Annotated in this window: 17 protein-coding genes; 4 read left to right on the forward strand and 13 right to left on the reverse strand. The window is 61.8% G+C overall.

Annotation, left to right across the window (positions count from 1 at the left end; genetic code table 11):
• The first annotated feature begins 7 nt into the window (after positions 1-7).
• Together AMK00_RS07415 and gmk are read left to right on the forward strand one after the other, a co-directional pair.
• Positions 8-895, forward strand: a complete 888-nt coding sequence (locus AMK00_RS07415) for a YicC/YloC family endoribonuclease (protein ID WP_064810042.1) — start codon at positions 8-10, stop codon at positions 893-895.
• 3 nt (positions 896-898) lie between these two features.
• Positions 899-1,561, forward strand: coding sequence for a guanylate kinase (gmk, locus tag AMK00_RS07420; protein WP_064810043.1), 663 nt, complete (start codon positions 899-901; stop codon positions 1,559-1,561).
• A 35-nt stretch (positions 1,562-1,596) separates the two neighbouring features.
• On the opposite strand, the gene rsmA is transcribed toward gmk, so the two are convergent.
• The 7 genes from rsmA to lpxF form a co-directional block, all read right to left on the reverse strand.
• Positions 1,597-2,424, reverse strand: a complete 828-nt coding sequence (gene rsmA / locus AMK00_RS07425; RefSeq protein WP_064810044.1) for a 16S rRNA (adenine(1518)-N(6)/adenine(1519)-N(6))-dimethyltransferase RsmA — start codon at positions 2,422-2,424, stop codon at positions 1,597-1,599.
• Positions 2,424-3,452 carry a 4-hydroxythreonine-4-phosphate dehydrogenase PdxA gene (gene pdxA, locus AMK00_RS07430; RefSeq protein ID WP_064810045.1) on the reverse strand — a complete coding sequence of 343 codons (1,029 nt, stop codon included), beginning with the start codon at positions 3,450-3,452 and terminating at the stop codon, positions 2,424-2,426. The genes rsmA and pdxA overlap by 1 nt, the downstream gene beginning before the upstream one ends.
• 6 nt (positions 3,453-3,458) lie before the next feature.
• Complete coding sequence (locus AMK00_RS07435) at positions 3,459-4,403, reverse strand: peptidylprolyl isomerase (protein WP_064810046.1); 945 nt, start codon at positions 4,401-4,403, stop codon at positions 3,459-3,461.
• 183 nt (positions 4,404-4,586) lie between these two features.
• A complete protein-coding gene (locus AMK00_RS07440; RefSeq protein ID WP_064810047.1) occupies positions 4,587-6,917 on the reverse strand; it encodes an LPS-assembly protein LptD in 2,331 nt (776 codons plus the stop codon).
• The gene (gene lptG / locus AMK00_RS07445; RefSeq protein WP_064810048.1) at positions 6,917-8,005 is read right to left on the reverse strand and encodes an LPS export ABC transporter permease LptG; all 1,089 of its coding nucleotides are present in this window, start codon (positions 8,003-8,005) and stop codon (positions 6,917-6,919) included. Before lptG ends, AMK00_RS07440 begins: the two co-directional genes overlap by 1 nt.
• Positions 8,002-9,183 carry an LptF/LptG family permease gene (locus AMK00_RS07450; protein ID WP_011424787.1) on the reverse strand — a complete coding sequence of 394 codons (1,182 nt, stop codon included), beginning with the start codon at positions 9,181-9,183 and terminating at the stop codon, positions 8,002-8,004. The genes lptG and AMK00_RS07450 overlap by 4 nt, the downstream gene beginning before the upstream one ends.
• A 99-nt stretch (positions 9,184-9,282) precedes the next feature.
• Positions 9,283-10,056, reverse strand: a complete 774-nt coding sequence (lpxF, locus tag AMK00_RS07455; protein ID WP_064810049.1) for a lipid A 4'-phosphatase — start codon at positions 10,054-10,056, stop codon at positions 9,283-9,285.
• Between the two features lie 142 nt (positions 10,057-10,198).
• On the opposite strand from lpxF, the gene AMK00_RS07460 reads away from it, so the two are divergent.
• Together AMK00_RS07460 and AMK00_RS07465 are read left to right on the forward strand one after the other, a co-directional pair.
• On the forward strand, positions 10,199-11,692 hold the full coding sequence (locus AMK00_RS07460) for a leucyl aminopeptidase (protein ID WP_064810050.1): 1,494 nt from the start codon (positions 10,199-10,201) through the stop codon (positions 11,690-11,692).
• Positions 11,689-12,138 (forward strand): DNA polymerase III subunit chi, encoded by a 450-nt coding sequence (locus tag AMK00_RS07465; RefSeq protein ID WP_064810051.1) that lies wholly within the window; start codon positions 11,689-11,691, stop codon positions 12,136-12,138. Before AMK00_RS07460 ends, AMK00_RS07465 begins: the two co-directional genes overlap by 4 nt.
• Positions 12,139-12,182: 44 nt before the next feature.
• On the opposite strand, the gene AMK00_RS07470 is transcribed toward AMK00_RS07465, so the two are convergent.
• The 6 genes from AMK00_RS07470 to AMK00_RS07495 all read right to left on the reverse strand — a co-directional run bounded on the left by AMK00_RS07470 (position 12,183) and on the right by AMK00_RS07495 (position 20,020).
• Positions 12,183-13,109, reverse strand: coding sequence for a Gfo/Idh/MocA family protein (locus tag AMK00_RS07470; RefSeq protein ID WP_064810052.1), 927 nt, complete (start codon positions 13,107-13,109; stop codon positions 12,183-12,185).
• 89 nt (positions 13,110-13,198) lie between these two features.
• Positions 13,199-15,238, reverse strand: coding sequence for a prolyl oligopeptidase family serine peptidase (locus AMK00_RS07475; protein ID WP_064810053.1), 2,040 nt, complete (start codon positions 15,236-15,238; stop codon positions 13,199-13,201).
• Positions 15,239-15,305: 67 nt separating this feature from the next.
• Positions 15,306-16,157 (reverse strand): polysaccharide deacetylase family protein, encoded by an 852-nt coding sequence (locus AMK00_RS07480; protein ID WP_064810054.1) that lies wholly within the window; start codon positions 16,155-16,157, stop codon positions 15,306-15,308.
• A gap of 128 nt (positions 16,158-16,285) precedes the next feature.
• The gene (locus tag AMK00_RS07485; protein ID WP_064810055.1) at positions 16,286-18,169 is read right to left on the reverse strand and encodes an ABC-F family ATP-binding cassette domain-containing protein; all 1,884 of its coding nucleotides are present in this window, start codon (positions 18,167-18,169) and stop codon (positions 16,286-16,288) included.
• Between the two features lie 145 nt (positions 18,170-18,314).
• A complete protein-coding gene (locus AMK00_RS07490) occupies positions 18,315-19,364 on the reverse strand; it encodes a GGDEF domain-containing protein (protein ID WP_064810056.1) in 1,050 nt (349 codons plus the stop codon).
• 146 nt (positions 19,365-19,510) lie between these two features.
• Positions 19,511-20,020, reverse strand: a complete 510-nt coding sequence (locus AMK00_RS07495; protein WP_064801632.1) for a DinB family protein — start codon at positions 20,018-20,020, stop codon at positions 19,511-19,513.
• Positions 20,021-20,081: the final 61 nt, after the last annotated feature.

A 20,081-nucleotide genomic window follows, 5' to 3' on the forward strand; every position in this document is an offset into this window, starting at 1 on the left:
GACTCGCATGGCTTTGCAGTCCATGACCGGTTTTGCACGGCGCGAGGGAACAAGCGGCCGCTGGCGTTGGACATGGGAGCTGCGCTCGGTCAACGGCAAGGGTTTCGACCTGCGCCTGCGCCTGCCGCCCGGCCTTGAACGCATGGAGGCAGAGGTCCGCCGCCTTGCCGGCGAAAGCTTCAGCCGCGGCAACCTGCAGGCTTCGCTTTCGGTCACCGCTGACGAGAACCGTTTCGAGGCGGTGCTGAACAGGGAAGCGCTTGCCGCCGTGCTTGCCATGCGCGAGCAATTGGCGGACGTGATCGATCCGGCGCCGCTGAAGCTCGACACGCTGCTTCTGGTGCGCGGCATCGTGGAGTTCCGTGAGGGCGAGGACGCTGAGGAGGCGCTGGCTGCCCGGGATGCCGATATTGCCGCCGGACTCATGGCCGCGCTTGCCGACCTCCGGGCAATGCGCGAACAGGAAGGGGCGGCGCTCTCCCGCATTCTTCTCGATCACGTCGCAACGATCGAGGGCCTGACACGGACGATCGAGATGGATCCCTCGCGCTCGCCGCAGGAGATCGCCTCCCGGCTCGTGGCGCAGGTCACCTTGTTGATGGACGGGATGGCCGCGCTCGACCGCGACCGGTTGCATGCCGAAGCCGCGCTGTTGGCGACCAAGGCGGATCTGCGCGAGGAAATCGACCGCCTGAAGGCGCATATCGCCGCCGCGCGCGATCTCCTGGTAAAAGGCGGGCCTGCCGGGCGCCGGCTGGACTTCCTTGCACAGGAATTTAACCGCGAATCGAATACCATCTGCTCGAAGTCGAATGCCTCGGCGGTTACGGCCGCCGGCATCGAGCTGAAAGTCGTGATCGACCAGTTCCGCGAGCAGGTCCAGAATTTGGAGTAGGACATGAAACCGGCGAAATCCTCGCCCGTGCAGATCGCCCGCCGCGGTCTGATGCTTGTCATTTCGTCGCCGTCTGGCGCCGGCAAGTCCACCATCGCGCGCACGCTACTGGAGACCGACAAGCATATCGGCCTTTCCGTCAGCGTCACCACGCGCCAGCGCCGCCCGAGCGAGGTCGAGGGCGTGCATTACCACTTCAAGAGCGTGCGCGAGTTCGAGCGGCTGCGTGACAGCGACGCGCTGCTCGAATGGGCCGAAGTGCACGGCAATTTCTACGGCACGCCGCGCGAGCCGGTCGAGCAGGCGATGGCCGAGGGCCGCGATATGCTCTTCGATATTGATTGGCAGGGCGCCCAGCAGCTGCAGGAGAAAATGTCGGCCGACGTCGTCTCGATCTTCGTGCTGCCGCCGACCATGACGGAGCTCCAGTCACGGCTGCATCGCCGCGCCGAGGATTCCGAGGAGGTCATCCAGACGCGTCTCGCCAACAGCCGCGCCGAGATCGCCCACTGGCGCGAATACGACTATGTCATCGTCAACGACGATCTCAACACCGCCTTCGACGCCGTCCAGTCGATCGTCAAGGCCGAACGCCTGCGCCGCGACCGCCGCCACGGCATGTTCGATTTCGTTCGCGAGCTGCTGGAAGAGACGCCGTCTCTTTGAGGCGCGTCCTTTGTGCGTCCACAGGAAATGTGGCGCTAAAGGCTATTTGCGAGAAGGCAGAATTCTTCGACTGAGAGGGTCTCCGCCCGCCGCGCTGGATCGATTCCCGCCTTGATGAGCAGGCTCTCGCCGCCGAGTGGCTTCAGGCTCTGGCGCAGCATCTTGCGGCGCTGGCCGAAGGCGGACTGCGTTACTTTTTCCAGATTGGCGACAGCGCAGGGGATGGGGTTCGCCCTGGGGACGAGATGCACCACTGTCGAAGTCACCTTCGGCGGCGGCGTGAAGGCCTGCGGCGGCACGTCGAAGGCCATGCGTGCTTCCGTCCGCCAGCCGCAGAGAACGCCGAGGCGCCCGTAATGGTCGTCGTCCTCGCCCGCGACGATACGCTCGCCGACTTCTTTCTGAAACATCAGCGTCAGCGACTGCCAAAACGGCGGCCAGGCTTTCGGCAGCAGCCAGTTGACCAGCAGTTGCGTGCCGACATTATAAGGCAGGTTGGCGATGATCTTGACGGGGCCTTCCGGCGCCAATGCTTCGAAATCCGTCTTCAGCGCATCGCCTTCGATGACCTCCAGTCGGCCGGGATAGTGATCGGCGATCTCGGCAAGCGCCGGCAGGCAGCGCGCGTCCCGCTCGATGGCAATGACCTTCTTTGCGCCGAGCGCCAGAATCGCGCGGGTCAGCCCGCCGGGACCGGGGCCGACCTCGAAAACGGTGGCCTCTTCGAGCGCGCCTGCCGTGCGGGCGACCTTCTGCGTAAGGTTGAGGTCGAGCAGGAAGTTCTGCCCGAGCGCCTTGCGCGCATCGAGGCCGTGACGCTGAATGACGTCGCGAAGCGGCGGCAGGCCGTCGAGTGCTGCCATCAGCGGCGGCCTTCCCAAGCGCGGCCGAGCTGGGCGGCAAGCTTCAGTGCCGCAACCAGGCTCTGCTCACGCGCCAGACCCTTGCCGGCAATGCCAAAAGCGGTGCCGTGATCCGGCGAGGTTCGCACGAAGGGAAGTCCGAGCGTGACGTTGACGCTGTCGTCGAAACCGAGGGCCTTGGCGGGGATCAGCGCCTGATCGTGATACATGCAGATGGCGACGTCGTATCGCGCCCGCGCCTCGTCATGGAACATGGTGTCGGCGGGCAGGGGGCCGATCGCATCGATACCCTCGTCACGCAGCTGCTCGATCGACGGGCGGATGATGTCCTCATCCTCCGTCCCGATCGCTCCGCCTTCACCCGCATGAGGGTTGAGACCGGCGACGGCAAGCCGTGGCGCGTCGATTCCGAAACGCTGCCTGAGATCCGCATCGGCGATCCGGCAGGTTTCGATGATCAGATCGCCGGTCAGCGCTTGCGGCACATCGCGGACAGGAATGTGGATGGTAACGGGAATGGCCCTCAGTTTCGGTCCCGACAACATCATGACCGGCGTCACCGGCCTGCCGGTTGCCCTGGCAGCAAGATCGGCGAGAAATTCGGTATGGCCTGGAAACCGGAAACCCGCCTCGTAGAGCACGGCCTTGGCGATCGGATTGGTGACGACCGCGAGTGCCTCGCCGCCGATGACAAGCGAGACTGCTTTCTCGATCGCCGCGATCGTGCCCTTCGCCGTTGCCGCATGTGGCTCGCCGGCCACCACCTCAATGCCGGCCGGGACGCTCATCACGGGCAGCGCATCGGCAAATATGCCGGTGGCCTCGCCGGCCGTGTCGATCTCACGAATGGAAACCGCCAGATTGAGCTGGCGGGCCCGCAGAGCCAGGACATCCGGATCGCCGATCAGGAAAAAAGGCGGGAGCCCGAGTTCACGCCGCCGGAGCCAGGCCATCAAGGTGATATCCGGTCCGATGCCGGCGGGATCGCCCTGGCTCAGCGCAAGCGGTCGTGAAAAGGGTATCGCCATCGTCGGTCAGCGATAGGCGATCTGCGCCTTCTTGCGCAGTTCGTCCAGGTATTTCTTGCTGTTTTCGTTTTCCGGTGGGCCACTCTTGCCCGCCTTGGACTTGTCGAGATCCTCCTGGCGGAAGACCATTTCGGCGGCCTGGTCGTCGGAGACCTGGCGCTGGCTGCAGATCGCCAGATATTCGACGCCCTTCTCGGTAACGCGGGTGCCTGTGGTGTTGCCCTTGGCCTGCTCGACCAGAGGCTTCCAATCCGGCGGGATCTCGGGAGCGAGCATGCGGCCGAGATCACGCACGGAAACATCGCGCATCGTCGCGGCAAAGGTCTTTGCCTGATCACAGCCGGGGAATTTCGACCGCGATGCCTCGGCCTCGCCCTTGCGCTTGCCGGTGATGGCGCCGCGCTTGGCCTCGGGAATGACGAAGATGATCTGCTGCAGCATATATTCCGTCGTCACCGGCTTCTGCTTGTTGTTCTGCATCATGCGCGAGACGAGATCATAGTTCGACAGCCGCGACGTCGAGCCGTAGCGCGCATTGACGACACGCGGCCAGCTCATCTGCACGGCGATGAAGCCTTTGAAATGGTCGACGCCGACGCCGGCGCGATCGAGGATCTGCGACATCTGTTCGACGGAAAGTTTGTTGCCGGCTGAAAAGCGTGCGAAAGACGCGTCGACGTCCTGCTGCGAAACCGACATATGGACGCGGGCGACCTCCTGGCGCTTGAGCGTCTCGTCGATCAACTGCTCCGTGGCGGTCTTGGCGTCGGCCTTGGTATGCTGCAGGCGCAGGAAGGCCTGACGCTTGGCGACATCGCCGCTGGTGATGGCTGTGCCGTTCACCACGGCCTGGACTCCGCTTACTGCAAGCGCCGGGCCGGCAAGGCCTGTCAGCAAGGCAATCGCTGCGCCGGCGAGAAAGGCGGTTATGGCTTTTTTCGCGTCAGTCATCTGTTGACCTCCCAATAGCGCCGCGAGACGTTGATCGCGGCGTCCTTACCACAGTGCGAGACACGCGGAAATCGCTTCCATCGCGGCGCGAAACTCCTATGCCTCGGATATCGACTGGCGGCAATGTCCTGCACAGGCTTACGGCGAAAGAATGACTTGAGGCCATGTTTACGCCGTCGCCCGCTAGTTGGAGAGAGTGTCGGAGCCGATCTTGATGTCGCCGAGCGTGCGGAACGTCAGCCGCGCGCCGATCGTCCAGTCGCTTGCCGATTCGTCGTCGGAATCCCTGCTATCCGTATAGGCGATCGTGAAGATCGTGCATTCGTCCTCATACGAAAGGCCGAGTGTCCGGCGGCTGATCACATCGTTGTTCAGATCCCACGCGATGCCGCCGAAGATCGACCAATAGTCCTTGAACTTGACCTTGCTGCTGGTCTGGATCTCGTCATTGTCCTCGGCGAAGCCATAGGCCGGCTGGGCGCTGAGATGCGTGTAGGTCACCTGCGTCTGGAAGGTGTCGTTCTGGTAGCCTGTTGTCAGGTCGCCACGGCGAAACTCGAAATCCTTCTCGTCGAGCCGGTAGGAGGCCGCAACGGAAACGCCATAGGGTGTTTCGATGCCTCCGAGGCCGACATAATCTGAGCGGTCGGTTTCGAGGCCCGAATCCGCGCCGACATTGACGAGGTCATCGGTCGCGAACGAGTTCTGGCCGGCGATCTGATAAGACTGGCCGAAAATGCCGTGCAGCTTGTAACCGCTGTCAAAAGTCCCGGTATACTGGAAGCCGACATTGGCGCGGGTGCCGCCCTCGACGCGGTCATAACCTGAGAATTTATCGCGGTCGAAGAGCGAGGTGGCATCGAAGACGAAACTTTGTGCATCCTCGTTCGGCAGCCGTCCGGCGAGCTGCTCGTCGGGGCGCGCATAGATCTGGACGATCGGCTCCAGGATATGGGTGCTGTTATCAGTCGTCATCAGGATCGGATACCGAATCTCCAGCCCGGCGGTGAGCATCGAGCGGGTGGCGGATTCGTCGTCAAGATAATTGCCGGCGTAACCTGTGGGGTCATTCATATTAAGCGCGAAAGCATCGCCGCGCGCGGCCAGAAGCGGCGTGATCACCAAGCCGGTCGGCGTGACGTAGGTGCGTTTCCATTGAAGTTCGGCCGTCAGACGCGACGTCTGGCCCTTCAGGCCGCGGAAGCGGTCGAATCCGTCGACGGTATAGAAGTCGTCGTGTGTGCGCGAAATATTCGTCAGGTTGACGTCCGCAGAAAGTTCGCCGCCTGCAAGCGGCTGAGGCGCGACATAGTGATAATCAAGCGCGGGATAGACGATGGCCTGCTGCTTTTCGGCCGTGTTCGTCCGATCGGCATCCTGGACGTCGAAATAAAACGCCCGCATGTCGAAATAATTCCGTTTCCCAAGCCCTGTCAGGTAGATCTGGTTCGTGCGATCGGTGCCGCTCAAGCCGCGGAGCTTGTAGGTTTTCGAGAAATTATTGTCGCTCTGCACCATGACGTCCCAGCCGAACGTCCAGCGCGGATTGATGCGGAACTCCGCCTTTGACGCCACCATGCCGCGCTGCTCGGCTTCGGCATCGCTGGTGCCGGAGCTGAAATTGCCCGGCTTTGCCTGGTCGATGCCGGCGACGCGCAGGATATGCGTGCCGTTCTCGAAGCGCTGACGAAATTCGCCTTCGACGAGGAAGCCCTGGGCGGTATAGCCGGTTGTGGTGACCGTCGCATCCATGCTCGGCGAGATCACATAATAATAAGGAATGGAAAGACCGAAGCCGAGATTTTGCGACAGGCTCATCGTCGGGAACAGGAAGCCGGATTTGCGCTTCACCGTATTGTCGGGAACTTCGATGAACGGCACAAAGGCAATCGGGTAGCCGAGCAGCTCGAAGCGGGCTCGCTCCAGACGGATCGTATGGGTCTCGCCGTTCTGGATCACGCGCTTGGCCTTGACCTGCCAGAAGGGTGCGCGCTTCGGATCTTCGGCGCAGGGAAGGCAGGCGGTATAGACGCCCTTGTTGAGAATCATCTTCGTGCCGCCGACCCGCTCGCCGCTTTCGGCGACGATACGCGTATTGTCGGAGGTTTCGACGCGCAGCGAGTTCAGGAACCCGTCGGCAAAATTGTCGGTCACGTCAAGGTTGTCGGCATAGATGCGGTTGCCGTCCGGGCTGACGAGCTCGACATTGCCCATCGCCATCATCCGGCCGGTCTTCTGATTGTACTCGACCTTCTGCGCGACCATTTTGTAGCCGCCATAGTTGATCTGCACGCCGCCGACCGCCGAGACGAGGTCGGCGTCACGATTGTAGACGAGTTCATTGGCCGAAAGCAGCAATTTGGCGCCTTCGGGAATCTTGTTCTGAACATTTTGCTCAGGCGCGCTGGCCTGGCCGTGGGAGGCCGGGACGCTGCCGAAATAGGAACATAGAGCCGCACCGACAAGCAGGGCAACCGATTGTTTACTAAAATACTTGCGGTCGCCTACCGCCACTAGCCGTCCTCCTGATGAAGCAAAATAGTCGCGCCCAAGGCCATCGCGACAACAACCGGTATCCAGGTCGCCACGAAGGGAGGCACGACTCCACTGCTTCCGAATGCTTTTACAAGCACGGTGATGACATAAAGCATGAAGCCTGACAGGATTCCACCCAGAATCACGGAGCGGGATTGGTTGAACCGGCTAAATTTTAGGGACACTGTTGCAGCAATGAGAGTCATGGCCACCAGCAGCAATGGCTGAGACAACAGAGAGTTGAATTGCGTCTCCAAGGCCTTGGTCGAGATGCCGAAGGACTTGGCCGCCGCAATGCGATTGGAAAGGTCAAAGAAACCAATTGTTTCCGGCGCTGTCAGCCGCTCCTGAACGAAATCCTGTTTCAGATTGGTGCGAAGTTGGACCGAAGCTTTGCGCAGCGGGATTTCGCCAGGCTTGCGCTCGACGACACCGTTAAGCTGCCAGTAACCATCTTCCAACTTAGCCGTGGCGGCATCCTGTCTCAGAATGACTCGACCGCTTGAATCGAAATGGATCAACACGGCGTCGATCAGCTTGGTGCCGTTCTCCTGGACCGTCTGGGCGCCGATGATGACATCGTCACGGCCGCTGATCTGGCGCAGCCACGGAATCTGTGGCGCCTTGCGCAGAACCGCGTTTTCGCCGCGCCAGTCGGACTCGACCAGCAGCGCCTGGCGCTGTCCCCAGGCGGCAAGCGGGTTAAGCGCCGTCGTCGTCAGTACGCCGAGCACCAATGAGCCGGCGATGAAGGGAAACATGAACTGCCAGACCGAAATGCCGGCTGCGCGGGTGACGACGAGCTCATATTTGCGATTGAGCCCGATCAGCACCGTCATGCCGACGAAGAGGGCAACGAAGGGGATTGTCTGCTGCAGGATGAGCGGCAGGCGCACGGCGGTCATCACGATGCCGCCGCCGATCGTGTAGCCGGGCAGGCCGGACATACGTCCCGCCGTCTCGCTGAAATCAAGAAGAAAGGCGATCGCCGACGCGCCGATCAGAAACCAGCCCGTCGTCGCCAGGTAGCGGCGAAAGAAATAACGCGACAATGTCCCGAACATCATTGGGCCGCGCCCCCGCCGGACCTGCTGGTCGCGGTAAGCAGTCTTTCCTGCATGCGTCTCCAGGAAACCGATATCCGGTCCCAGACGAACGAAGGCATGACCAGTCGCTTGTGCAAGCCGAGGAAGATGATCGAGACGATGCTGCTGACGATCGGGAGAGCGTAGAGAACCGCGATATATTCCGGATCGGTGTCGATTTGGTTTGCCGCGTAGAAGGCAGCCCACCGTAGTGCGAAAGCATAGCCGAGCGCGCTCACCATCGGATGCAGCCGCGCTTCGCGGTGCGAGCGGGCGTCGCCGGCGATCGCCAGCGAAAACAGGGCAAAGACGACAGGAAGGATCCAGTCCGTCAGCCGTCGATGCAGTTCGGCGCGGTAGCTCTGCGGACGGATCGTATAATCCTTGTCGTTCGGATCCGGATTGAACAGGAACCACAGGTCACGGTCGCTGGCTTTCAGCGTCGCCTGACCCCGGCTCTCCGTCATGTCGGAGAGATCGAAGGAATAGGAATCGAAATTGATGACCGAGACGTTGCCGTCGGGCGTTTTGCGATGCACCTCGCCGTCGTGCATGATCAGCGTCGTGCCGGTATCGTCGACGGCGCCTTCCTTGGCGTAATAGATCAGCTCGTAGGCCGGGTCCCGCTCGTCGGCGACGAACAGGCCCTTCAGCATGCGCCCCGCCAGGCGCTGCGAGATCTGCACATAGAGACCCTCGTCGAGCTTGCGGAAGGTCTTTTCCTCGATGACCGAGGAGAGGAGATCGGCATAGGTTTCGGCGATCATCTGACGCGCCACGGTCTTTGCCCGCGGCTCGACGATGTTGTCGACGAAAAAGGAAAAGACGCTGATGACGGCGGCGAGCAGCAGGATCGGCCGGACCAGAATGGTGCGCCGTGCCCCGGCCGCATCGATGACGGTCAGCTCGGAATCGTTGTTCATCGTCGTCAGCGTCTGGGTGATGGCGATGACGAGGGCGAAGGGCAGCACCACGGGAATGATCGACGGCAGGATCATCGTCGCGAGCTTGGCGAACGAGCCGATCGACTGGCCGCTGTCGGTGACGAGGTTGATGCGCTGCAAAACCTGTGTCGTCCAGATGATCGCCAGCACGGGCAGGAGCGCCACGAGAAACATCTGGCCGACGCGCCGCAATATGTATGTCTCGAGTAGTTTCATGCCGGCCCTTGAAAGCACCTGCACGCCCAAACGGCTTGCAGGAGAATCCCTCTACGCTCTTTGTCGCGCTTTTGCGACAAGCAGGTGTCAAAAATTCATTCAAATTTCAGAATTTTTTTGGTGCTGTTGCGACTCAGTTAACGCCAGCAGCGCTGCGAAGACCACAAGCGACGAGAGCCATCCGAGCGTGACGTCGGAGAGATAATGCGCGCCGAAGGACAGCCGCATTGCCGGCGTCAGGATCGAGATCGCGGCAACGGGCGGCACCAGCGCATAGCGTAGCGATTTCGGGACAAAGAGCAGCAGGCAGAACAGCCAGCCGGCGCTCGCCGCCTCGCCGGAGACGAAGGAGCAATTCGACACGCATTTGCCGGCAAGCGAGCCGGCCTCGACGAAATGCAGGCTCCCGCCGAAAATATCCGTCTGCACCGGCCGCGGCCGACCCCAATGTTCCTTCAGGATAACATTGACGAGCAGCACCGGCCCGATCAGCATCGTTCCGAGTGCGACTTTGAGCTTGCGCGCCCGCTCGGCGTTGAAGGTCGCGCCGTGCTGCTGGTAGCATTCGATCAGTTTCCACGCCATCACGATCGCCACAACATAGGGGAGGCGGAAGAAGATGGTGCGCAGCAGGTCGAAATTGCCCGAGTCGCGATAGGGAAAACCGCCGCAGATGCTTCCGGCAGCGGAGGTCGCGTCACAATCGGTGCCCAGGAAAAAAAGCTGGGAAAAATAGATGTCTATTCCGGGGAAGGCGCGAAAGATGGCAAGCAGCGCCCACCACGCCCAGAACAGAAACAGGAATGCACCGAAAGTCGTTTTCGGCAGGCGGATCACAGGGCCCTGCCATCGATTTTTCGAAAAAACTGTCAACGCGAATATCTACGAAAGTGACGAAACACGAGAGCCTGGACGGACGCGGGCGACCATAACAAGTGTCGCGAGCCATTGACAGACCCGCCAAACGCGAAATTATCCGCCGGGGACGGATTTCAAGAATCCCAGCGGAGAAGACATGTCAGCAAAGTTCGAAATTTCATTCTCGAAGTCGGTAAAGCTCAATGGCGGGCTGGCGATCCTGTTGAAGACTGCCGAGGCCGACAGCGCCGCAGGCACCGAAACGGCTGATCCGGCAGGCGTGATCGCCAAGGCTGCCAAGATCGCTCGATTCTCCGCTAAATCAATGGCCGCGCTCGATATTGTCGCCCCGGAAGGCGCCCCCGTCGATCGCATCGTCGTCATCGGGCTTGGCAAGGTCGGCGAACTCGCCGCCCATGACTGGCTGAAGGCCGGGGGCGCTGCGGCGTCGAAAGTCAAGAATACTGACAAGGCCGCCATCTTCATCGACGTGCCCGGCCTCGAGACGAACGCACGCGCCGCTGCCGATTTCGCTCTCGGCATGCTGCTGCGCGCCTACAGCTTCGATGCCTACAAGACAAAGAAAAATGATGACGAGGAGAAGCCGGCAAAATCCGTCAAGGTGACGATCGTCACCGCGGATGCGACCGGTGCCAAAAAGGCGTTTTCCGATTCCGAAGCGATCGCCGGCGGCGTCAATCTCGCCCGTGACCTCGTCAATGAACCGCCGAACGCGCTGGGACCCGTCGAGTTCGCCGCCAGGGCGAAGGAACTGGAAAATCTCGGCGTCGAGGTGGAAATTCTGACCGAGAAGGAGATGCGCCGTCTCGGCATGGGCGCGCTGCTCGGCGTCGCGCAGGGCTCCGTGCGCCCGCCGCGTCTGGCGGTCATGCAGTGGAAGGGCGGCAAGAGCAAGGACCGTCCCATCGCCTTCGTCGGCAAGGGCGTCGTCTTCGACACCGGCGGCATTTCGATCAAGCCGGCCGCCGGCATGGAGGACATGAAGGGGGATATGGGCGGCGCCGCCGCCGTGACCGGCCTGATGCACGTGCTCGCCGCCCGCAAGGCGGCCGTCAACGCTGTCGGCATCATCGGCCTGGTCGAGAACATGCCGGATGGCAATGCTCAGCGTCCGGGCGACATCGTCACCTCCATGTCCGGCCAGACGATCGAGGTGATCAACACCGATGCCGAAGGCCGCCTCGTGCTCTGCGATGCGCTCTGGTATTGCAATGATCGCTTCAAGCCGCAGTTCATGATCAATCTGGCCACCTTGACTGGTGCAATCGTCGTGGCGCTTGGCAATGTGCACGCCGGTCTGTTCTCCAATGACGACGAGCTTTCCGCCCAGCTGACGGCGGCCGGCCTTTCGACAAACGAGAAACTCTGGCGCATGCCGCTCGGCAAGGATTATGACAAGCTGATCGACAGCAAATTCGCCGACATGAAGAACACCGGCGGCCGTCAGGCCGGCTCGATCACCGCGGCGCATTTCCTCAATCGTTTCGTGCAGGACACGCCCTGGGCGCACCTCGACATTGCCGGCACGGCGATGGGTTCGCCGCAGGATGAGATCAACCAGTCCTGGGGTTCCGGTTTCGGGGTGCGCTTGCTCGACGAGCTCGTTCGCGCCCACTGTGAATCCCGATGACCGACATTCTCTTCTATCATCTGACCGAAACCAGGCTGGAAGACGCGCTTCCGCCGCTCCTCGACAAAAGCATTGAGCGCGGCTGGCGCGTCGTCGTCCAGACGAGCGAGGCCGCGCGGCGCGATGCACTCGATGCGCATCTCTGGACGTTTCGCGAGGAGAGTTTCCTGCCACATGGGATCGACACGGCTGATTTCGCTCAAAACCAGCCGGTGCTTTTGACGGTCACGTCGGACAATGCCAATGCGGCGACGGTTCGTTTCATCGTCGACGGCGCCGAGCCGCCGCCGGCCGATGCCTATGAGCGCGTCGTCTTCATGTTCGATGGCCACGATCAGGAGCAGTTGGAAGCTGCCCGCGCCCAATGGAAGAAGCTGAAAGGTGAGGGGCATAACCTCACCTATTGGCAGCAGACGCCGGAAGGGCGGTGGGAAAAGAAGGCTTGAGCGAGTCCTTGCCGTCGGAGCCGACCGGCAAGGACCCAAATGACTCAGTCGTGGAAGGCCTCGACGAATTTCCGCTTGCCGAGCATGAAGGCGTCGGCGACGTGGCGCAGCGGGGCGAGATCGACATCCGATTTACCTGCCTTGATGATCTCGGCGAAGCGGCGATAGAGCGAAGGATATTCCTGTTCCGGTTCGGCGAATGTCAGCCTACCATCGATGGAAAGCTTGGCGCCGCCCTCGGAGAGGACCATTTGGCCGGCTGCCGTTTCCGCGACGATGTCCCAGCTCTGCTTGCCGGTCTGGCGCCAGTCGAATTCGGCATGAACGGGCAGGCCGTCTGCATCGCGGAAGTGAATGTCGGCGGCGATCGGCGCATCACGATTTTCCGGGAATTCCAGCACAACCCCGGTGATGAAGACCTGCCGCGGCAGGATATGGGTGACAATCGACAGCGCATTGATGCCGGGATCGAAAACGCCGAGGCCGCCGGCCTGCCAGATCCAGTCCTGGTTCGGATGCCAGTGGCGGACATCCTCTTTCCAGATCACATGCACGCTTTTGATCGTCGTCGAGGCAAGAAAGGCTTTGGCGGCTTCGACGGCCGGGGCATAACGCGAATGCCAGCTGGCAAAGAGCGACGCCCCCTGCTTGTTCGCCAGCGTCTCGAGGTCGGCCACTTCGCTCAGCGTTGCACCCGGCGGTTTTTCCAGGAAGACATGCTTGCCGGCAACGAGCGCCTTATAGGCTGCTTCATAGCGATATTGCGGCGGCATGCAGAGCGAAACGGCATCGATCGTGGGCTCGGCGTCGAGCATCGCGTCGATCGTTGTGTAGCTGTTGATGCCTTCGACCGTGCCGTGACGGCTTGCCGTGGCGACGAGCTTGAAATCCGGGTTCTTGGCGATGGAAGGAAGGTGCTGGTCGCGGACGATCTTGCCGACGCCGACGATGGCGAGATTGATAGGAGACATGGTGTTTCGCTCGTGCCTGTATGAAAAGTATGATTTATTGAGCCTGTTGTAGCAGAAAGAAGAGCGCCGACAAGCTCTGCTCCTCTATCCTATCGCATGATGGTCTCGCGAAGGAAGCTGTAACCCATCGCCGCGCGGGCGGCGCGCTCCTCGGAACTGCCGTCGCCGCCATGCCCGCCCAAGCCGAATTCGTGGAAGAGCAACTGATGTCCTTCTTCCTCCAGCCTCGCAGCAAAACGGCGTGCGTGCGAGGGATGCACGCGATCGTCATTGCTGGAGCTTTCAATATAGATTGGCGGATAAGTGACCTCGCTGGCCGGCCTGATATTGTGAAGCGGTGAATAGCCGAGCATGAATTCCCGGTCCGCCGGCGTCTCCGGATCGCCATATTCGTCCATCCACGCCCGGCCGGCGCTGAACAGGTGGAAGCGCGTCATGTCGAGCACCGGCACCTGGCACCAGACCGCGCCGAAATCGTGCGGGTAGCGCGTCAGCATCACGCCCGTCAGCAGGCCGCCATTGCTGCCGCCCTGGCAGGCGATCCGCGATGGCACAGTGTAGGCGCGAGCGACGAGATCGCGGGCTATGGCGACGAAATCGGCAAATGCCCGGTCTCGCCCCTGCCGCTTGGCGCTTCGATACCAGTCAGGGCCGAATTCACCGCCGCCGCGGATATAGGCCTGCACATAGGCGCCGCCTTGCTCCAGCCAACGGCCGGTTACGCCGGAATAGCTTGGCGACAGCGAGACATCGAAGCCACCATAACCGTAGATCAGCACCGGCAGTGCGCCTTTGGTCCACTGTCGCGGCAGCACCAGCCGGTAGGCGACCCTGGTTCCGTCCTCGGACACGGCCTCCAGCAGTTCCGACGACATATCGGTCGCATCGAAGTAGCTCGGCGCCGCCGCTACGAAAATCGGCTCCGGCTCTCTGCTGCGATCGGAGAGTTCGAGGCGGTAGCAGGTCGGCGGCTGCAGGAAACCCTGGCCGACGATGTGAAGCGTGTCGTCGCCAAGATGCAGATCCGCATGGAGCGGCCTGACATAAGCCGTCTGCATCTCCGCCGGCAGCGCGATTTCCCGCTGTTCGGCATCGGGCTTTGTCAGGTCGAGCACCAGAAGACGCGGCCGCAGCCGGTCGGAAACGATGAACACGCACCATTCGCGCATCAGCATCATCTGCGAAATCGACTGGCCCTCACCAGGCTGAAACAGGATCCGTTCCGGCCCGAGCAGCGCCTGCGAGGCGGGATCGAAAGATTGCAGTACGAGGCTGCCGGTCGCAACGCGCTCATCGGTCTTTGCCCGCCAGAGGCAATGATTATGATTGAACTGAAAATCGGCTTCCTTGGGCAGATCGATGTGCCGTTGCGCGCCATCATCGGCGATGAGGAAAGCGCTGGCCACGCCGATTTCGTGGGTGGTGACGAAAATGTCGATCAGTTCGGCATCCGCCGAAGCGCCCGATAGGGCAGGGTCGATGACGAGATTGAAGCCATAGACATCCTCATCGGCGGCTTCGAACATGATGGCGGCATCTTCCGGCCGCTGTCCGCGCGTCAACCGCCGCCCGACGCGCGGCCATCCCGAGCGGGTCGCCGAAAATCGGTCGATCGAGCCGAAATAACAAATTTCGTCGCGGCTCAGCCAAGTGGCATGCGACCGCACGGCGGGCGTGTCGAACCCGCCCTTCACGATCTGTTTGCGCTCCGCGTCGAATTCGAGCAGGCGGATGAGATCTGAGCCGCCGTCCGAAAGCATCAGTAGGACGCGCGTCGGCTCCCACGGGCAGGTGACGGCGCCGCGCCAGCTCCAGCGCTTGCCTTCGGCGAGGCAGAAGGCGTCGAGATCGAAGACCGGCTCCCAATCGGCCTCCGGCAACGGCTGCTGGCTGGCTGCCAGGCGCAGCCAGACCCCGAGCGGATTGTCCTTGCTCTGCCGGAAATCGAACAGCCAACCGCCGCGGCGCATCGGCACGATCAGCCTGTCCTGACGCTCGATCAGCGCCTTGATCGCCTCGCGATCTTCGCCAAATTGCGGCGTTCTCAATGCCGCGTCGGAGAGCGCATTATGTTCGGCGATGAACTGGCGGGTGCGTGGATCTTCGTCCGTTTCGAGATGAAGGTTCATGTCTGAGCTGCCGCTTGCATTGATGTCGCTGAGATCTAGGCAGCCGGTCCTCGCTTGGCAAGCCGCCTTAGCGGGTCATCACCAGATCGGCCGAGGCGACGAGGTTGCTTGGCGCCGCCGGCTTCTTGAACTTCAGCGTCACGACTTTGTAACCTTCGGCTTCGAGTTTCGAAAGCAGGGTCGGCAGCATCGTCGCGGTGCGCTTGTGGATGTCGTGCATCAGAACGATGCCGCGGCCGCGCTTGTGCAGCAGATTCATCGTCCGCTGCGTTACGGATACCGGTGTGGTTGTGAAATAGTCCTTGCTGTCGATGTCGACATCCATGACGACCATGTCGCGCATGGCGATGGCGGCGCGCAGCCTGTGGCTCTCGGCGAGATAGGGGAAGCGGAAGAACGAGACGTCTGTTCCCGTCGCCTTGGTCACCGCCAGTTCGCCCTTCACCACCTCGTCCATTGCCGCATCGAAGCTCAGCGCAGTCAAATTGGCATGGTCATAGGTGTGACTGCCGATCGCATTGCCCTCCATTGCCACCTTGCGCGCCAGCGCCGGATGCATCTCGGCCATCTCGCCGACCATCATGAAGGCGCCCTTGACACCGAATTGGTCGAGGATCGCCAGCACCTTGTCCGTCCGGCCGGGGATCGGGCCATCGTCGAAGCTCAAGATCACTTCCTTGTCGTTGAGCTTGAGATCGGCGAGCGAGGAGATCTCCAGCGTCCTACCGGAAAGATGATGCGGGCCGACGAAGAGCGGCGTTGCATCATCATCCTTGGCGGGCTTGCCTGAAAGCGTCCGCCCCTCGGGCGCAACAACCGAGGCGGTTTTGATCGAGGTGTCGGGAGCTTGTCTGGTCGTGCTGCAGGCGGAGAGGGCGGCCGCAAGGGCGATGCAGGAAAGAACGAAAAATCGATGCATGGAAAGGGCTCAACAAATCAGTAATGAATGTTGAGACAACCTTTCGAATTATGGTTAACGATCGGTTGAGATCGGCAGGAATTCTCGTTAACGCGTGGCAGTCCGCCGCGTTTCCTCGAAGACTGTGGCTATCCTGCCATTGCCTCTTCGTATTCGGACGACAGCATCAGCCATTCTTCCTCGGCAGCAGTGAGTTTTGCCGCAGCCTCGCCGCGCTGTTTTGCCTTTTCGGCGGCTTTGGCGGGCGTCTTCTCATAAAGGGCCGGATCCGCAAGTTCCGCATCAAGAGCCTGAATCTGTTTCTCCAGCTTGGCCGTCAAGGATTCGATTTCGTTGATCTTTTTCTTCAGCGGCGTCAGCGAGGCGCGTCTCTCCGCATTGAGCTTGCGCTGGTCAGCCTTCGAGGTCGTATCGTCGCTGGTCTGCGGCCTCTCTTCCTTTTTCTTGCCGGAACTGACGATGAGGTCGCGATACTCGTCCATATCGCCTTCGAAGGTGGTGACAGTGCCGCCGTTGACCAGCCACAGCCGGTCGACGGTCGCCTCGATCAGGTGGCGGTCGTGCGAAATCAGGATGACTGCACCGTCATAATCGTTCAGCGCCTCGATGAGGGCACGGCGGCTGTCGATGTCGAGATGGTTGGTCGGCTCGTCGAGGATCAGCAGGTTCGGCGCATGGAAGGCGGCAAGCCCCATCAGCAGGCGTGCCTTCTCGCCGCCGGAAAGGTCTTTGGCGGCCGTTGCCATCTTCTCGGTCGCCAGTCCCATCTGCGCAACGCGGGCGCGCACCTTGGCCTCCGGTTCGGCGGGCATCAGCCGCCGCACATGCTCCACGGCCGACTGCTCGGGGATCAGATCGTCGAGCTGATGCTGGGCGAAGAAACCGATCTTCAGGCTCGGCGCAAGCTTTACTTCGCCACTCTCCGGCGACAGTCGCCCTGAGATGAATTTGGCGAAGGTCGACTTGCCGTTGCCGTTCGACCCGAGCAGAGCGATGCGATCGTCGTTGTCGATGCGCAGGTTGAGGTTCTTCAGGATGGGCTTGCCGGGTTCGTAGCCGACGGCGCCGCCCTGGATTGCGACGATCGGCGAGGCCGGCTGCTTCTCCGGTTCGGGGAAGGTGATCGGCTGCACATGATCCTCGATGACGGCAGCGACCGTTCCCATGCGCTCGAGCGCCTTGACGCGCGACTGTGCCTGCCGGGCCTTGGAAGCCTTGGCCTTGAAGCGGTCGATGAAGCTCTGCAGATGTTTGCGCGCTGCCTCATTCTTGGCCCTGGCCTTCGTCTGCAGCTCTTCGGCCTCCGCCTTCTGCCGCTCGAACTGATCATAATTGCCGCGGTAGAAGGTGAGCTTCTTCTGGTCGAGATGGACGATGGAATTGACCGCGTTGTTCAGGAGATCGCGGTCGTGGCTGATGATGATGACCGTATGCGGATAACGGCGGATATAGTCCTCCAGCCACATCGTGCCTTCGAGGTCGAGATAGTTGGTCGGCTCGTCAAGCAGAAGCAGGTCCGGCTCGGCAAACAGCACGGCGGCAAGGGCAACGCGCATGCGCCAGCCGCCTGAGAAGGAGGAGGCGGGACGGGCTTGCGCCGCCTGGTCGAAGCCGAGGCCGGCGAGGATGCTCGCAGCCCGCGCTTCGGCCGAATGCGCATCGATATCGACGAGGCGCATCTGGATTTCCGCGATGCGGTGCGGATCGCTTGCGGTTTCCGCCTCGGCAAGCAGAGCCGCGCGTTCCTTGTCGGCGGCAAGCACGATCTCGATCAGGGAATCCTCGGTTCCCGGCGCTTCCTGGGCCACCTGGCCGATACGCGCCGCCTTCGGGATCGACACTGACCCGGTCTCCGAGCCGAGATCGCCGGTGATGACGCGAAACAGCGTGGATTTGCCGGCGCCATTGCGCCCGACGAGACCGGCCTTGGCGCCCGAAGGCAGCGAGAGGCTGGCATTGTCGAGAAGCAGGCGTCCGGCGATGCGGGCGGAAATATCGGTAATCGTGATCATGGCCGGCGTTTTGGCCGAAACTGCCCGTCAAGGCAAGACCGCTTATCCCCGGCGAGCTTGCTCGTCCCCCGGCGAGCTTGCTCGTCCGGCGGCGAGCCCGTTCGTCCGGCGGCGCGCTCGTCGGCGCTGGCCGCAACCATACGCCTCAGCGGCCGAAAGCTTGCACCGGCAGACGGCGGTTCGATTGCGCGGCAAGCAGCGCTACCCGGGCGTTGGCCTGGAGCTGCCCCGGTGTTGCCGCATCGGCGCTGAGCGCCAGGCCGACCGAGATGGTCAGCCTGCCGCTGTCAGCCCTGTCGGAGGTGGCGAAGACGAGATTTTCCTCGACGGAGGCGCGCAGACGCTCGGCGATCGCAATCGCATCCTGCATACCAACATTGGCAAAAAGCAAGGCGAATTCGTCGGCCTCGGTGCGGGCGACGAAGTCGTTCTTCTTCACTGATTTCCGAAACAGGGCGGCAAGCTTCTTCAAGAGCTTGTTGCCTGCCTGAGTGCCGTATCTGTCGTTGATCTCGGTGAAATCGTCGATATCGACCATGATCAGCGCGCTGCCGGCGGCACCCTCTTCACGTTCGTAGAGTTCGGCGATCTGCCGGTTCAGCGCGATGCGGTTCGCAAGGCCGGTGATCTTGTCCGCGACGGTGGCCGATTGCATCGCCGAAATGCCGCGCTCCAACGTTTCCAGCCTGTCGATGTCGTCCTGCAGTCTGGCGGCGATTTCCATCTCCGCCGACATCACCGTTGCAAGCGAGGCTGTGAGGTAATCGACCTCGCCGATGAAGGCGGCAAGGCTCTGGTCCTCATGACCGGCGACAGATCTCAGGATCGTGCCGCAGGCGCGCGCAAAGGCGTCTCTGTGCCGCAATCCTTCGGCAAGCCTTTCCGCCAGCGCGCGCAGCGTCCGGCTGGCCTCGTTGCGCGACGTCTCGCCCGCCAGCCCGCAATGGCCGACGAGGCGGTATTTCAGTCCGAGTTCGTCGAGCATCGCCTGTTGCGGCTGCGATCCGAGCGCGGCGATATCCTGCGCAAGACCAGGATTGTGTCCGATGATCGCCTCATGAAAGAGTTCATAGTTGCGCGGCAGCGCGGCGACGTTGAGCCGCGCCATGTGCTGGGCAATCTTCTGGATATCGGACATTGGCCCCGGGCGCACGGTCTCGCGCGCCACCAATGCGTTTGTGCTTGCATTCTGCATGACGATCCCTCGCGGCGCGATCTCATTTCTCGCCTTCTGCTATGCTCGCAAGCTTTTAAAAGAGGCTGAATTTGCGAAGGGAAGCGGCGGATGGGCGATGGGAACCGGCGAAGGCGGTTAATTCAGTCTTGATGCAGGCCGCTGCCTCACATCCACTCGCGGCCTTCGCTGCGCAGAAAATAGATAAGATCCAGCCCGAGGCTCGGTTTGCCTAGCGCCGTCAGGGTCATATGGCACTGGCCGCGGTGATGCGTCTGGTGATTGAAAAGGTGCGCGAGCGCGCTCGACAGTGGCTGAGTGATCCGGATCGGCTGCGTCACCGGGGCATAGGTGAAGTCACCGGCAAGGCTCGCCTCATCGAGCGTACTTGTCCAGGCAATGATGCGCTCGTCCTCCGCCTTGCGCGCGGCGGCAAGCGCGTCCAGCTCTTCGAAAAGCACGGCATCGAGGGTCACCGGCGCTTCGCCGATGCCGGTGAAGCGCTTCATCCATATGCGGTCGGCGACGAGCAGGTGATTGAGCGTGCGATGCAGCGAGCCGAAGAAGGCGCCGCGGTCGCTGCGGAACTCCGCCTCGCTGAGTTCGGCCGCAGCCGCATAGACTTGGGCATTGGCCCAGCGGTTATAGGCCGCGAACATTCTGAAATGTCTAAGCATATGTTTCCCCTGACGTTGCTGGCGCAGTCTAGCCGGTTTCCCGAGAAGTCCGAGTGATGGC

Origin of the sequence: Rhizobium sp. N621, from assembly GCF_001664325.1 — a bacterium.
Classification (GTDB): Bacteria; Pseudomonadota; Alphaproteobacteria; order Rhizobiales; family Rhizobiaceae; genus Rhizobium; species Rhizobium esperanzae.